This is a genomic window from Paraburkholderia sp. SECH4, assembly GCF_030511745.1.
Taxonomy (GTDB): domain Bacteria; phylum Pseudomonadota; class Gammaproteobacteria; order Burkholderiales; family Burkholderiaceae; genus Paraburkholderia; species Paraburkholderia madseniana.
Genome location: NZ_JALOCP010000006.1, coordinates 232,922 through 246,960, shown reverse-complemented (window position 1 = coordinate 246,960; position 14,039 = coordinate 232,922). Strand labels below are relative to the sequence as shown.

Sequence of the window (14,039 nt, the reverse complement as noted above, 5' to 3'; positions counted from 1 at the left end):
TTCCTTGATTTCCCGAACGCGTCACCTGACGCGCTCTTTTTCGCGGCGCGATTATAGGTTTGGGGAAATCTCATAAACGAAACGGCACAATTTATGACGAATTAACCGACGTTCGCCTAAATATTCTTATATTTGCGACCAAGATTAAGAATATTGCTGCTCTCTCAAGCCGCCACGCCGGTGACGCCCGTCGACTTCATCGCCGGCACCGTATGCCCCTCGAACCGGGTCGCCGCGATCAGTTCGGCCGCGCGCTCGCCGATCATCACCGTCGGCGAATTCGTGTTGCCGCCGATCAGCGTCGGCATCACGGAAGCATCGACGATCCGCAACCCCGTCACGCCGCGCACCCGCAACTGCGGATCGACCACCGATTGCGCATCGCCGCCCATCCGGCAGGTTGCCACCGGGTGATAGATCGTGTCGGCATGCTCGGCGATGGTCCGGCGCAATTCCTCCTCGGTCTGGCCGGCATGGGTGTACAGCTCCTTGCCGCCATGCAGCGCCAGCGACGGCGCGTCGAGAATGCGCCGCGCCATCTGCGCGCCTTCCACCAGCAGGTCGAGATCGCGCGAGTCGCTGAAAAAACGCGGATCGATCACCGGTGCGGTACGCGCGTCGGCGCTCGCAAGCGTCACCGTGCCGCGGCTATGTGGCCGCAGCACGCACACGTGCAGCGAATAACCGTGGCCCCAGTGCATATGGCGGTTGTGGTCGTCGACAATCGCCGCGCAGAAATGCAGTTGCAGGTCCGGGCGATCGAGCGTCGGCCGGCTCCTCAGAAACCCGCCCGCTTCGGCGACATTGCTCGACAGCATGCCCTTCCCATGTCGCATGAAGGTCACGAACTGCGGCAGCATCCGCGCAATGCCGCGAATCGAAAAGCCGGTCGGCTCGATCGACGACACCCGTTTGTTGATCGTGAAGTCGACGTGGTCGATCAGGTTCTGGCCGACCTCGGGGGCATCGTGCAGCACGGCGATGCCGAGCGACTGAAGATGCGCGGCCGGCCCGATGCCCGAGCACATCAGCAGTTGCGGCGAATTGAACGCGCCCGCTGACAGCACCACTTCGGCACGCGCTTCCAGCGTTTCGGTACGGCCGCCGCGCACGATCTCGACGCCGCTCGCGCGCTTGCCGTCGAAGGTCACGCGCAGCACCGTCGCATCGGCGATCGTATGGAGATTGGGGCGCTCGCGGTCGTAGATATAAGCGCGCGCGACACTGCAGCGCCGTCCGTCGCGCTGCGTCACCTGATAGAAGCCGATGCCTTCCTGGTCCGCGCCGTTGAAATCGCTGTTCGGTTTGTAACCGGCTTCGGTCGCGGCCTGCACGAAACGCTTCGAAAACGGATTGCGATAGCGCAGATCGGACACCGTCAGCGGGCCGTTCGCGCCATGCCATGCGTCGGCGCCGCGCTCGTTGCCTTCGGCGCGGCGGAAATACGGCAGTACGTCGGCCCACGACCAGCCTTCGCAGCCGAGTTGCGCCCATTCGTCGTAATCGAGCGGATGGCCGCGCGTATAGATCATCGCGTTGATCGCGCTCGATCCGCCGAAGCCCCGCCCGCGCGGCTGATAGCCCTGGCGTCCGGCGAGCCCCGGCTGGGGCGTCGTCAGATAGCCGTAGTTGGTCTTGAGTTTGTGCGGCACGACGGCCGCCACGCCCACCGGCATGTTCACGAACAGATTGCGGTCCGTATGCGGACCGGCTTCGATCAGGGCAATCGTGGCGTCCGGGCAGCTATCCGCCAGACGGCTCGCGAGCGAACAGCCGCCTGAGCCCGCACCGACGATGATGTAGTCGTATTGCATCCGCTCCTCCAATTGGGCCCGCGTTGCTCGCGGACCCTGTCTAGTACACACTTGTCTACGTGCGTTTTATCGGCATTGTAGGGAGCGTTCGGTTGCGACGGCGGGTTCGTGTCAGAGCGATCCCTCTAAACGAAAGCCCTCCCGCGACCCTATGATGAAAGACGCGCGTGCGCCCGTCAGGCCGCCGCGCAGGGCATTCAAACACGGCGCCCCGCGCACCGTCCTCAGAGCGTGCGGCACGACACGCCACGATAAAACAGCACACCGTCGATCAGCGACGGCGCGCATCCGGTGAACGGAGACAGCAGATGGAACGGCACAGCATCGGCCACACTCACGACGTGACAAATCAGGCGCCTCCGCTAGCGGATTACAACCTGTTTTCGAGCGACGTGGCGTTGTCCGCCGCGCTCGAACGCGAAGGGGCCGCGTGGCATCGCGAGGCGCTGCTGCGGCACGGTGCGGCGCTCACCACGCCGGAGACACTCGCGCTCGCCGAACTGGCGAACCGCCATACGCCCGAATTGATCACGCACAGCCCGCGCGGCGAACGCATCGACGCGCTCGAGTTTCATCCTTCGTGGCATACGCTGCTGGGGCTGTTGCGCCGCGAAGGCCTGCACGCGTTGCCGTTTTCGGATCCGCAACGCGGCGCGATGGTCGCGCGTTGCGCCGGCTACTTCCTGCATGCGCAACTCGAATCCGGCTCCCTCTGCCCGCTGACGATGACCTTCGCGAGCATTCCGGTGCTGCAACGCGAACCCGCGTTGTTCGAGACGCTGCGCGACAAGCTCTACGCCCGCGAACACGATCCACGCGACCTGCCGCTCACGCAAAAAACCTCGGCGATGATCGGTATGGGTATGACCGAAAAACAAGGCGGCTCGGACGTGCGCAGCAACCAGACGCGTGCCTATGCCACGCGCGGAAGCGGCCGTGGCGCTGAATATCGCCTTGTCGGCCACAAATGGTTTTTCTCCGCGCCGCAATGTGACGCGCATCTGGTGCTGGCCCGCACCGACGATCACGAAGGCCTGTCGTGCTTCTACGTGCCGCGTTTCGCACCGGACGGCAGCACGAACGCCGTGCAGATCCAGCGTCTGAAAGACAAGCTCGGCAACCGCTCGAATGCCAGCAGCGAGGTCGAATTCTTCGACGCGTTCGGCATCATGATCGGCGACGAAGGCCGCGGCGTGCCGACCATCATCGAAATGGCGAACTACACGCGGCTCGATTGCGTGATCGGCAGCGCGGCCCTGATGCGTGCGGCGCTGGTGCAGGCAATCCACCATGCCCGAAACCGCAGCGCCTTCGGCCGGCAACTGGCCGATCAGCCGCTGATGCGCAATGTGCTCGCCGACCTGGCGCTGGAATCGGAAGCCGCAACGGTGCTGTTCATGCGGCTCGCGCGCGCGTTCGAAGCGTCGGCCGATGCATCGTCGGCTGCGCCCGCCGAGCGCGCGTGGCGCCGGATCGTCACCCCGGCAGCGAAGTTCTGGGTCTGCAAGCGCACCCTCGAATTCACCGGCGAGGCGATGGAAGTCTGGGGCGGCAATGGTTATGTCGAAACCGGTCCGATGGCGCGCTTCTATCGTGAAGCGCCCGTCAATTCGATCTGGGAAGGCTCGGGTAACGTGATGTGCCTCGACGTGCTGCGTGCCATGGAGCGCGAGCCCGAAGCGGCGCAGGCCCTATTCGCCGCCTGGCAAGCGGATGCACAAGGGCACCCGGCTTTGAGCGCCGCGCTCGGCAAGCTCGCCGCCACGCTTAACGGACCCGCCGAACATCGCGAAGCCTCCGCACGACGGATCGCGCAGCAGATCGTGCTGATCGCACAAGCCACCTTGCTGGTGAAGCACGCGCCGCCGGAAGTCGCCGATGCCTTCATCGCGACGCGTCTCGCCGACGGCTGCGGCGAGAGCGGCCGCGTGTACGGCACGCTGCCGGCGACGTTCGACCACGCCGCGATCATCGAGCGGGCATTTAACAGCACAACACACCAATAAGCGCGACTCAACGCGCACGTTATCCATCAGGGAGTGGACACACATGAAGAACGATTTGCCAGAAGTCGTCGCGCTCGAAGCGCTGCTGCGCGATCAACGCCATGCGTATTTGCGCGCGCCGTATCCGTCATGGGAAGCACGTGCCGGCCATCTGAAAGTGCTGCGCAAAGTCATGCTCGACAACCGCGACGCACTCGCCGACACGATGAACGCCGACTTCGGCAATCGCGCGAAACAGGAAGTGCTGCTCGCCGAATTCCTGCTGATCAAGGGTGAGATCGACGCCGCGCTCAGACACGGCAAACGCTGGATGAAAGCTCAACGCCGCAGCACCAACAAATGGCTGATGCCGGCGCGCGCGAAAGTGGTGCCGCAGCCGCTCGGCGTGGTCGGCATCATCGTGCCGTGGAATTATCCGGTGCTGCTCGCAGTCGGCCCGCTAATTAGCGCGCTGACGGCCGGCAACCGCGCCATCATCAAGATGTCGGAGCTGACGCCGCGCACCTCGGCGCTATTTGAGCAGTTGATCGGCCAGACCTTCGCGCGCGACCACGTCGCCGTAGTGAACGGCGATGCTGGATTGGCCGCCGCGTTCAGCGCGCAACCGTTCGACCATCTGCTGTTTACCGGCTCGACCAAGGTCGGCCATGAAGTGATGCGCGCCGCCGCCGAACATCTGACGCCGGTCACGCTCGAACTGGGCGGCAAGTCGCCGGCCATCATCGGTCAGCACGCGCGCTTCGACAACGCGGTGGATAACCTCGTCGCGGGCAAGACGCTCAACGCGGGCCAGACCTGCGTCGCGCCGGACTACGTGCTGGTGCCGCGCGGCAAGGAGCAGGCGTTCATCGAACGGGCACGCGCGCGGATGGCGACGATGTACCCCGACTTTGCGCGCAACCTCGACTACACATCGATCATCTCGGAGCGGCACTTCACTCGGCTGCAACGTCTCGCCGACGAAGCGCAGGCCGCCGGCGCGCAACTGCACACGCTCACCGACAGCACACCCGACGAGGCAAGCCGCCGCTTCCCGCTGATCGCGGTCACGAATGCGCCGGATGAAAGCGCGCTGATGCAGGAGGAAATCTTCGGCCCGCTACTGCCGATCGTCCCCTACGACACGCTCGACGATGCGATCGCGTGGATCAACACGCGTCCCCGCCCGCTCGCGCTGTATCTCTATGCCGACGACAGTGCGACCATCGACCGCGTCACGCGCGACACCATCGCGGGCGGCATGGCGATCAACGAAACGCTGATGCATCTGGCGTGCGAAAGCCTGCCGTTCGGCGGCGTCGGTGCGAGCGGGATGGGCGCGTATCACGGCTACGAAGGCTTCGTCACCTTCTCGAAGATGAAGCCGGTGCTGACACAGGCGCGCCTGAACGCGCGCGGATGGATCTCGCCGCCGTACGGCAAGCGGGTGAATGCGCTGCTGAAGCTGATGATGAGGTTCTGACGCGGCGGGCATCCGTGGGGCGGCCATCCGCGCGGCGGGCACCCGTGGGCTGGGCAACTCGTGCAGAACAGCGTACTGCGACGACGGCCGCGGGCTAAGCAGCGGGCGTTCGCCACTCAGCGCCTCGGCGTCCCACCGGAAACGTCCGCAATGTCCGTGGCGACCACATCCGTGACGTCCTGCGCGGCGGCCACGCCGCTTTCGGGCTCATGCTCCGCGCCGCTTTCCAGCCGATGCAGCCAAGCGAGCAACTCGGCCACCGCCTGATAAAGCTGCGGCGGAATCCGCGTGTCGAGGTCGACCTGCATCAGCAACGAGACCATTTCCGGCGCTTCGTGCACGTACAGCCCGGCTTCCTTGGCGCGCTGCACAATCATCTCGGCCAGCATGCCGTAGCCTTTGGCGATCACGCGTGGTGCGGGATCGCTGCCTTGTGCGTCGTAGACGAGCGCGGCCGCGCTGCGGCGATGTTTGCGGCTCATCACATATCCCAATCGAAATCATCGACCGGCGCAGCTCCCGGGCGGGCGACACGCGCCGTGCGGCGCCCCGCCGGCGCTTTATCGGCCGCCGCGGCCGCCGCAGCAGCCGACGCTGAACGCGCATAAGCCGAGGCCGCTGCCTGCCCGGCCGCCGCCGCGCCCGCTACACCCATCGTGCTAGCCGGTATGCCGCCGCCGATCTCGCGAATCGTCAGTCCGTTCAGTTCGATGCCCGCTGCCGCGAGCCGCTGCCGAAAGTTCTCACCCTGCGCCGCCAATCGGGCCGCACCGGCCGGACTCGCTTGCACGCGCGCGACCAGCCGCATGCCGGTCAGCGTCAGGTCCGCATCGACGGTGCCGAGCGTGGGCAGCGACAGCGTCAGCCGCGTGCGCCACGGCTGATCGTCCTCGCTCGCCGTGCCGCCGCCGCTGCGGTCCCATTCGTCGCCTTCCTGCTCGATGGTCCAGTCAAGCTTGGCGCCCGGCCATGCTTCACCGGTCCAGCGAAACTGCCCGGTGGCGAGCAGATCGAGTTGCTGACGCACCAAAGGAACCGTCGCGGGATGAACCGCGGCTGCCATCGATTGCGAGTTTTGCGACGACCCGTCGTCGGCCAGTTGCGCCGCGGCGCTGTGCACGCTCGAGTGCGCCGGCTGGCCGTTCAGGTCGGACAGAGAACTCGCCAGCACCTCGCCGGCCACGAAGCGCGCGGCCTGCGCGGTCTGGATCGACGGCATCGCGCGGGCTGCCGCGTTGCCATCCGGCGCGCCGTTGGCCGGACCGTTGGACGCCGCACCCATGCCTGGCCGGCCTGTCGCATTAGCGGGAGAAGCCGGATCGGCGTCGCTCGCCCAGTCGAGCGGCATTTGCGCGGCGGCGGCCACCAGCTTGTTTTGCGCCTCGCCGGCCAGTGCGGCGGGCGGGCGCTGGCCGGCCAGCCATTGCGCGAGATGGGATTCGTAGAACAGGCCGCTTTCGCCGACCGTCTGTTCGAGCGCGGCCGCAAGTGCCGCGACCGGCACTTGAGCCGCCGCCACATTGGCGGTGGCCGTCGTACCGGTGGTAGCGGCGGTATTCGGATTCGCGGATGAAGCAGCAGGCGTGGCGGCCGTATCGAACAGCGCAAAGCCGCCGGCTTCGACGTCGAGCGCCGGCGCGGCCGGCCAGATCGGCATCTGGCCGAGCACCGCCGGGGTTGCCTCGCCGCCAGAGTTCACGATCGCATTGAGCGTGAGCGCGACGGCGGACAGCGCGGTTTGTGCGGAAGCCGGCGGCGTGGCGGGGGGCGCAACAGGGGTGGTATTGAGAATCTCGGTATCGACGCCCGCCGCGCCAGTCTGCGAGGCGGTCGCACTACCCGGCGTGAGATTGAGCAGACTGTCGACCCGGTTCGCGAGCAGCGAAGTGACGACCGCGTCGATTCCGTTCATACCGATTCCTTGGTCACATTGACAGCAACGCGCTCAGATCCAGTCAGGCGGACTCAAGCAGCGCCTTGCTCGCGGGCAAACTCAGCGCGCCCCGTACAGTTCCTTGAGCACACGAGTCGGCCGTCCGGCGAACAGCGCCGACAGATTGGCCATGCGCGGATTCGCCAGATCGCGGATCGCAGCGTCGTCAGCCAGGATCTGACGGATCAGCGCGTATTTGCGCAGGCGCTCCGCATCGTCCAGTCTGACGCCGGCTTCCGCGTCTTTCAACGCGTCCACCAGCTTCCGATAGTCCTCCTGCAAGTGGACCAGATCGTTCCACAGGGCTCGCCGGGCAGCCGTCAGCATGCGGCGGGAAATCGCTGCAATCGCCTCGTAGCGGGCGAAATATTCTGCGTTCGATGTCATCTCATGCTTTCCGCGGCCGGCTGGGCTGCCATCCGCGCGATCTCCGGGGCAATCCCGATCCATGCCTCTTCGAGCGTCGCCAGCAGGCCGTCGACTTCGACCAGCATCGCCTCGCTCTGTTTTATATTGGCTTCGAGCAGCCGCCGCGACATATAGCTATATAGCGCGTCCAACCGCTCTGCAATCTCACCGCCCACCTCAAGGTTCAGCGACAGTTGCAGCCCGCTTTCGACGATCTGAATCGCCTTGCCGATCGCCTCACCACGCGCCGACACATTGCCTTGCTGCACATGCATGCGCGCTTGCGCAATCGCCTGCCGGGCGCCCTGATACAACATCACGATCAGACGATGCGGACTCGCGCCCATCACCCCTGTCTCGACGCCGACGCGCGCGTACGCATTGGCTCCAGAGTGTCCTGGGGAAAACATCGGCGCTCCTCCTTTCTTCTACTGCGGTTGGTCGCGGCACCCCATCCGTGCACGTTGCCGCACCCGGATTTCTGCCTGTATCTGGTTATCGGATAGGCAGCGGGAAAGCTTTAGGCCGTTGTAAGGAGGATTAAGGGGCCGATAGGGGCGATACCGCGCTGAGCGTGGCAAGGCCGCCTGCCACGAAGCGCCTCGAGGGCGCATCGGGCGGACAGTCCTGTCGTGAAGCCACACAGCGTTGCATCTGGGCGCATGCGTTCGGGCGGGCGGAACAGCCCTGTCGCCCGAGGCGCACTTACACCTGCATCTGCATGATGTCGTTATAGGCCGTCACCAGCTTGTTGCGCACCTGCAGGCCGAACTGGAAGCCGATGTTGGCCTTCTGCCCGTCGACCATCACGTCGTTCAGCGAGACATTCGACGCGCCGAGTTCGAACGCCTGCGCTTCGCCGGCCGCTTTGGTCTGATCGCCGCTGATCTTGTCCAACGAGGCCTTCAGCGCCGAGGCGAAACCGCCGGCCGTCGCCGCACCGGACTGGCCGGCCACCGGTGTGTTGCCGCCGGCCGCTTGCGCCGCCATCGACTGCATCTGTTGCAGCGCCGACGAGAGCGCGTTCACGGGCAAAGTCATGTTCTCTCCAGGGAATGACGACCGGCATGCCGGAAACCGTACCGATCTGAACGAAAGCATAGCAGTGGGTCATCAGGGAAAGCCCCGAAACTAGGGGGGAAACCCGGCTCTATTCAAGCAATCGGGTTGAGCCGCGCTGCGGATAATTTCAATGGTGAAAGTGTCTGTCCGCACGCCTGCCGACCCTCGGCGCGCTCAAACGGCAGAACGCAAAGGCATCCCGGAGATACCCGACGCATGGATTCGTCAGCCAACTCTTTGATCAACCCCGACGCCCGCATGGGCCTCGCCGGCGCGCAGCCGGGCGCCGGTGCTGCCGGCACCGGCCAGGCCGGCGGTGCCGCGGACCTCGGCGGCCTTGGGAGCAACCTGGGCGGCAACTTCGGCCAGCGTCTGTCAGGTCTCGCGCAAATGCGCGGCAACCCGCGCGCCCCGCTGATTTTCGCGGTCGCGCTGCTGGTCGCCATCGTCGCGGGTCTGTTCCTGTGGTCGCGCGCACCGGACTACAAGGTGCTCTACAGCAACCTGTCGGACCGCGACGGCGGCGCCATCATCACCGCGCTGCAGGCGGCCAACATTCCCTATAAGTTCTCCGATGCCGGTGGCGCGATCCTCGTGCCGGCCGAGCAGGTGCATGAAATGCGTCTGCGTCTGGCTTCGCAAGGCCTGCCCAAGAGCGGCTCGGTCGGCTTCGAACTGATGGACAACCAGAAGTTCGGCATCAGCCAGTTCGCCGAGCAGATCAATTACCAGCGCGCGCTGGAAGGTGAACTCGAGCGCACGATCGAGTCGATTTCGTCGGTGAAGTCGGCGCGCGTGCATCTGGCCATTCCGAAGCCTTCCGTGTTCGTGCGCGACAAGGAGGCGCCGTCCGCTTCCGTGCTGGTCAACCTCTACCCGGGCCGCGCACTCGACGAAGGCCAGGTGCTGGCGATCACCCATATGGTGTCCTCGGCGGTGCCGGATATGCCGGTGAAGGGCGTGACCATCCTCGACCAGGACGGCAACCTGTTGACGCAGCCGTCCACCGGCAGCGGTCTGGACGCCTCACAACTCAAGTACCGCCAGCAGATCGAGCGCAACACCCAGCAACGCATCGACGCGATCCTGTCGCCCCTGTTCGGCTCCGGCAACGCGCACTCGCAGGTCAGCGCCGATATCGACTTCTCGCACACCGAGCAGACCTCGGAAAACTACGGCCCGAACGGTAACCCGCAGCAGTCGGCGATCCGCAGTCAGCAAACGAGCACCGCCACCGAAATGTCGCAAGCCGGGGCCTCGGGCGTGCCGGGCGCGCTGTCGAACCAGCCGCCGCAACCGGCCTCCGCACCGATCACGGCGGGCAACGGCGCGAGCGGCGTGACCACGACGCCGGTCAGCGACCGCAAGGATTCGACCACCAACTACGAACTGAACAAGACCGTGCAGCATCTGGAACAACCGATGGGCGGCATCAAGCGCCTGTCGGTGGCGGTGGTGGTCAACTATCTGCGGGTGGTCGACGCCAAGGGCCACGCGACGATGCAACCGGTCACCGCCGACAAGCTCGCGCAGGTCAACCAGTTGGTGAAGGACGCGATGGGCTTCGATCAGGCGCGCGGCGACTCGGTCAACGTGGTCAACAGCCCGTTCACCGCCGACATCGACCCGGACGCCGACCTGCCGTGGTGGCGCACGCCGGACATGATCGCGCTTGCCAAGCAGATCGCGACCTACCTCGGGATCGGCGCAGTCGCCCTGTTCCTGTACTTCGTGATGGTGAAGCCCGCGCTGCGCCGCGCTTTCCCGCCGCCGGAGCCGGTCGTCGCCGCCGCGCTGCCATCGCCGGACGAGCCTGTGCTGCTGGACGGCATCCCCGCCGCCGAGCGGGCGGGTGCGCCAACCGTCGCCGAACTGGAAAGCGACAACGAATTGCTCGCGCTGGAAAACTCGAAACACAAATACGAACGGAATCTGGAATTCGCGCGCAACATCGCCCGCCAGGATCCGAAGATCGTCGCAACCGTCGTGAAAAACTGGGTGTCCGATGAGCGCTGAAGGCGTAATGAAGAGCGCGCTCCTGCTGATGTCGATCGGCGAGGAAGAAGCCGCGCAGGTGTTCAAATTCCTCGGGCCGCGTGAGGTCCAGAAGATCGGCGTGGCAATGGCCGCGCTGAAGAACATCACGCGCGAGCAGATCGACGAGGTCCTGCAGGAGTTCGTGCGCGAGGCCGAGAAGCACACCGCTCTCTCGCTCGATTCGAGCGACTACATCCGGTCGGTATTGACCAAAGCGCTCGGCGACGACAAGGCCGGCGCGATTATCGACCGGATTCTGCAGGGCAGCGATACCAGCGGTATCGAAGGCCTCAAGTGGATGGACTCCGCGGCGGTGGCCGAACTCATCAAGAACGAGCACCCGCAGATCATCGCGACCATTCTCGTTCACCTGGACCGCGATCAGGCTTCGGAAATCGTCGCCTGCTTCACCGAGCGGCTGCGTAACGACGTACTGCTGCGGATCGCCACGCTCGACGGCATCCAGCCGGCCGCGCTGCGCGAACTCGACGATGTGCTGACGGGCCTCCTGTCCGGCAGCGACAACCTGAAGCGCAGCCCGATGGGCGGCATCCGCACGGCGGCCGAAATTCTCAACTTCATGTCGAGCAACCATGAAGAAGGCGTCATCGAGAACGTTCGCCAATACGACGCGGAACTCGCGCAGAAGATCATTGATCAGATGTTTGTGTTCGAGAACCTGCTCGATCTGGAAGACCGCGCGATCCAGCTGTTGCTGAAGGAAGTCGAGTCCGAGGCGTTGATCATCTCGCTGAAGGGCGCGCCGCCCGCGCTGCGCCAGAAGTTCCTGTCGAACATGTCGCAGCGTGCTGCCGAACTGCTCGCCGAAGACCTCGATGCGCGCGGCCCGGTCCGCGTCTCCGAAGTCGAGACGCAGCAACGCCGCATCCTGCAGATCGTGCGCAATCTGGCGGAAAGCGGCCAGATCGTTCTAGGCGGCAAGGCGGAAGATGCATATGTCTGATCAGAACTCCACAGCGAAGGAGCGCCTCTCGGCCTACCAGCGCTGGGAGATGGCCTCGTTCGATCCGGTGCCGCCGGCGCCGCCCGAACCCGAAGTCGACGACGGCGCGTTCGAAGCCGAACTCGAACGTCTGCGCGACGCCGCGCATGCACAGGGCATCGCGACGGGTCACGTGGCCGGGCAGGCGCTCGGTTATCAGGCCGGTTATGAGCAAGGCCACGCACAGGGTTTCGAGCAAGGCCAGAGCGAAGCACGTGAAGAAGCGGCGCGCCTCGCCGCGCTGGCCGAAACCTTCAAGGCAGCACTCGACGGCACGCAAGGCGCGATCTCCGAGACGCTGGTCGCATTGGCGCTGGACATCGCCCAACAGGTGGTGCGCCAGCATGTGCAGCACGATCCGACCGCGCTGATTGCCGCCGCCCGCGAGGTGCTGGCCACCGAACCGGCGCTGGTCGGCGCGCCGGCGCTGATCGTCAGCCCCGCCGACCTGCCGGTCGTCGAAGCCTATCTGATGGAAGAACTGCAAACGCGCGGCTGGACCGTGCGTACCGATCCGTCGGTCGAGCGCGGTGGCTGCCGCGCGCAAGCCGGCACCGGTGAAGTCGACGCCGGTATCGACACGCGCTGGGAGCGCGTCGCCGCCGCACTCGGCAAGGTGAGCACATGGTGAAGCCGACACTCGAAGAGATCCGCGCCAGCGATCTGACGCCGCTCGAACGCGAGCTGGCGCTGGCGTCGTTCGGCGCCGAGGCACTGGCGGATGTGCCGGCCGCGGTGACACCCGCTGCTGCTGCCGTCGCAGCCATCGACGCAGCGCTGCGCGATCCCGCTCACGGGCATCCGGGCGCCAGACACCAGGCGAAGGGCGCGGCGGCGAGCCGCGAATCCTCCGCTGCGCGCCGTGAATCCGCCGATTCTTCGAGTCCCGCTTCCCCGCCTCCCGCCGCCGCCCCGTACGATCCCGCACTCGACAGCAATCCGCACATGCAAGCCTGGCGCGGCCGGCTCGACGCGCTGCGCGCCCGCAACGCAATCGCCAAGCCGATGCGTGCCTGCGGACGTTTGACGCGCGCCGCCGGTCTGGTGCTTGAAGCGGTCGGCCTCCGCCTGTCGGTGGGCGCCGAAGTGATGATCGAACTGCCCTTCGGCAGCTCACTGGCGATGGCCGAAGCCGAAGTCGTCGGTTTCTCCGGCGACAAACTGTTTCTGATGCCGACCACCGAAGTGATCGGCCTCTTGCCTGGCGCACGCGTGTACCCGCTCGAAAGCGCGCCGATCGCCGATCCGATGGCGGGCGCGAAGCGCCTGCCGGTCGGCTGGGAATTGCTCGGCCGCGTGCTGGACGCGTCCGGCCGCCCGCTCGACGGCCTCGGCCCGCTCGGCGCGCATGCCGATGCGCCGCTGTCCTCGCCGGTCATCAATCCGCTGAACCGCGAGCCGATTCACAAGGTACTCGACGTCGGCGTGCGCGCGATCAACGCGCTCCTGACCGTGGGCCGTGGCCAGCGCATGGGCCTGTTCGCCGGTTCGGGCGTCGGTAAATCGGTGCTGCTCGGCACGATGGCGCGTTACACCAGCGCCGAAGTGATCGTGATCGGCCTGATCGGCGAACGCGGCCGCGAAGTGAAGGAATTCATCGAACAGATTCTTGGCGAGGAAGGCCTCGCACGCTCGGTCGTCATCGCCGCGCCGGCCGACGTCTCACCGTTGCTGCGGATGCAGGCCGCGTCGTACTCGACCTCGCTCGCCGAATATTTCCGCGACCAGGGCAAGCACGTGCTGCTGCTGATGGATTCGCTGACCCGTTACGCGATGGCGCAGCGCGAAATCGCGCTCGCCGTGGGCGAGCCGCCTGCCACCAAAGGGTATCCGCCTTCGGTGTTCGCCAAGCTGCCGGCGCTCGTCGAGCGGACCGGCAACGGCCCGGCGGGCGGCGGTTCGATCACCGCCTTCTACACCGTGCTGACCGAAGGCGACGACCAGCAGGACCCGATCGCCGACTCCGCGCGCGCGATTCTCGACGGCCACATCGTGCTGTCGCGCTCGCTCGCCGAGGCCGGCCACTATCCGGCGATCGACATCGAAGCCTCGATTAGCCGGGCAATGACCGCGCTGATCGACGATAACCATCTCGAGAAGACGCGTATGTTCAAGCAGATGCTGTCGCGCTATCAGCGCAACCGCGATCTGATCAACGTCGGCGCCTATTCGAGTGGGCGCGACGCGCTGCTCGACCGGGCGATTGCGCTGTATCCGCGGATGGAAGCGTTTTTGCAACAAGGTTTTCGCGAATGCGCGCACTTTGAACCGAGTCTCGAGATGCTGGACGCTCTGTTTGCCCAAGGAGGCTGAC

The 14,039-nt window shown here is 65.8% G+C and carries 12 protein-coding genes; 6 read left to right on the top strand and 6 right to left on the bottom strand.

Going from position 1 to position 14,039, the window contains the following annotated elements; genetic code table 11:
• Window positions 1–164: 164 nt before the first annotated feature.
• Window positions 165–1,814, bottom strand: coding sequence for a GMC family oxidoreductase (locus tag M0D67_RS11875; protein ID WP_171927615.1), 1,650 nt, complete (start codon window positions 1,812–1,814; stop codon window positions 165–167).
• A gap of 308 nt (window positions 1,815–2,122) precedes the next feature.
• Here M0D67_RS11875 and M0D67_RS11870 point away from each other — a divergent pair, with 308 nt between their 5' ends.
• Together M0D67_RS11870 and M0D67_RS11865 are read left to right on the top strand one after the other, a co-directional pair.
• Window positions 2,123–3,820, top strand: a complete 1,698-nt coding sequence (locus M0D67_RS11870; RefSeq protein ID WP_171927616.1) for an isovaleryl-CoA dehydrogenase — start codon at window positions 2,123–2,125, stop codon at window positions 3,818–3,820.
• Between the two features lie 43 nt (window positions 3,821–3,863).
• The gene (locus M0D67_RS11865) at window positions 3,864–5,282 is read left to right on the top strand and encodes a coniferyl aldehyde dehydrogenase (RefSeq protein WP_171927617.1); all 1,419 of its coding nucleotides are present in this window, start codon (window positions 3,864–3,866) and stop codon (window positions 5,280–5,282) included.
• Between the two features lie 116 nt (window positions 5,283–5,398).
• Here the strand turns inward: M0D67_RS11865 and M0D67_RS11860 are convergent, their stop codons facing one another.
• The 5 genes from M0D67_RS11860 to fliE all read right to left on the bottom strand — a co-directional run bounded on the left by M0D67_RS11860 (window position 5,399) and on the right by fliE (window position 8,664).
• Complete coding sequence (locus M0D67_RS11860; protein WP_154559831.1) at window positions 5,399–5,764, bottom strand: EscU/YscU/HrcU family type III secretion system export apparatus switch protein; 366 nt, start codon at window positions 5,762–5,764, stop codon at window positions 5,399–5,401.
• The gene (locus M0D67_RS11855; RefSeq protein WP_171927619.1) at window positions 5,764–7,194 is read right to left on the bottom strand and encodes a flagellar hook-length control protein FliK; all 1,431 of its coding nucleotides are present in this window, start codon (window positions 7,192–7,194) and stop codon (window positions 5,764–5,766) included. The genes M0D67_RS11860 and M0D67_RS11855 overlap by 1 nt, the downstream gene beginning before the upstream one ends.
• Before the next feature lie 81 nt (window positions 7,195–7,275).
• On the bottom strand, window positions 7,276–7,602 hold the full coding sequence (locus M0D67_RS11850) for a flagellar protein FliT (RefSeq protein WP_154559833.1): 327 nt from the start codon (window positions 7,600–7,602) through the stop codon (window positions 7,276–7,278).
• The gene (gene fliS, locus M0D67_RS11845) at window positions 7,599–8,033 is read right to left on the bottom strand and encodes a flagellar export chaperone FliS (protein ID WP_093640913.1); all 435 of its coding nucleotides are present in this window, start codon (window positions 8,031–8,033) and stop codon (window positions 7,599–7,601) included. Before fliS ends, M0D67_RS11850 begins: the two co-directional genes overlap by 4 nt.
• 295 nt (window positions 8,034–8,328) lie before the next feature.
• Complete coding sequence (fliE, locus tag M0D67_RS11840) at window positions 8,329–8,664, bottom strand: flagellar hook-basal body complex protein FliE (RefSeq protein ID WP_171927620.1); 336 nt, start codon at window positions 8,662–8,664, stop codon at window positions 8,329–8,331.
• A 237-nt stretch (window positions 8,665–8,901) separates the two neighbouring features.
• Here fliE and fliF point away from each other — a divergent pair, with 237 nt between their 5' ends.
• From fliF to fliI, 4 genes are read left to right on the top strand one after another with little or no spacing between them, the layout of a single operon-like run.
• Window positions 8,902–10,701 (top strand): flagellar basal-body MS-ring/collar protein FliF, encoded by a 1,800-nt coding sequence (gene fliF / locus M0D67_RS11835; RefSeq protein ID WP_171927621.1) that lies wholly within the window; start codon window positions 8,902–8,904, stop codon window positions 10,699–10,701.
• Window positions 10,691–11,686, top strand: a complete 996-nt coding sequence (gene fliG / locus M0D67_RS11830; protein WP_054040817.1) for a flagellar motor switch protein FliG — start codon at window positions 10,691–10,693, stop codon at window positions 11,684–11,686. Before fliF ends, fliG begins: the two co-directional genes overlap by 11 nt.
• On the top strand, window positions 11,673–12,356 hold the full coding sequence (gene fliH, locus M0D67_RS11825) for a flagellar assembly protein FliH (RefSeq protein WP_171927622.1): 684 nt from the start codon (window positions 11,673–11,675) through the stop codon (window positions 12,354–12,356). Before fliG ends, fliH begins: the two co-directional genes overlap by 14 nt.
• Window positions 12,350–14,038 carry a flagellar protein export ATPase FliI gene (fliI, locus tag M0D67_RS11820; protein ID WP_171927623.1) on the top strand — a complete coding sequence of 563 codons (1,689 nt, stop codon included), beginning with the start codon at window positions 12,350–12,352 and terminating at the stop codon, window positions 14,036–14,038. Before fliH ends, fliI begins: the two co-directional genes overlap by 7 nt.
• The last annotated feature ends 1 nt before the right edge of the window (window position 14,039 follow it).

Bases quoted from the DNA above. Each gene is read 5' to 3' on its own strand.
- fliS (WP_093640913.1), bottom strand. From the start codon at position 8,033: ATGTTTTCCCCAGGACACTCTGGAGCCAATGCGTACGCGCGCGTCGGC.
- fliE (WP_171927620.1), bottom strand. From the start codon at position 8,664: ATGACTTTGCCCGTGAACGCGCTCTCGTCGGCGCTGCAACAGATGCAG.
- M0D67_RS11865 (WP_171927617.1), top strand. From the start codon at position 3,864: ATGAAGAACGATTTGCCAGAAGTCGTCGCGCTCGAAGCGCTGCTGCGC.
- fliH (WP_171927622.1), top strand. From the start codon at position 11,673: ATGCATATGTCTGATCAGAACTCCACAGCGAAGGAGCGCCTCTCGGCC.
- fliF (WP_171927621.1), top strand. From the start codon at position 8,902: ATGGATTCGTCAGCCAACTCTTTGATCAACCCCGACGCCCGCATGGGC.
- M0D67_RS11860 (WP_154559831.1), bottom strand. From the start codon at position 5,764: ATGAGCCGCAAACATCGCCGCAGCGCGGCCGCGCTCGTCTACGACGCA.
- M0D67_RS11855 (WP_171927619.1), bottom strand. From the start codon at position 7,194: ATGAACGGAATCGACGCGGTCGTCACTTCGCTGCTCGCGAACCGGGTC.
- M0D67_RS11850 (WP_154559833.1), bottom strand. From the start codon at position 7,602: ATGACATCGAACGCAGAATATTTCGCCCGCTACGAGGCGATTGCAGCG.
- M0D67_RS11875 (WP_171927615.1), bottom strand. From the start codon at position 1,814: ATGCAATACGACTACATCATCGTCGGTGCGGGCTCAGGCGGCTGTTCG.
- fliG (WP_054040817.1), top strand. From the start codon at position 10,691: ATGAGCGCTGAAGGCGTAATGAAGAGCGCGCTCCTGCTGATGTCGATC.
- M0D67_RS11870 (WP_171927616.1), top strand. From the start codon at position 2,123: ATGGAACGGCACAGCATCGGCCACACTCACGACGTGACAAATCAGGCG.
- fliI (WP_171927623.1), top strand. From the start codon at position 12,350: ATGGTGAAGCCGACACTCGAAGAGATCCGCGCCAGCGATCTGACGCCG.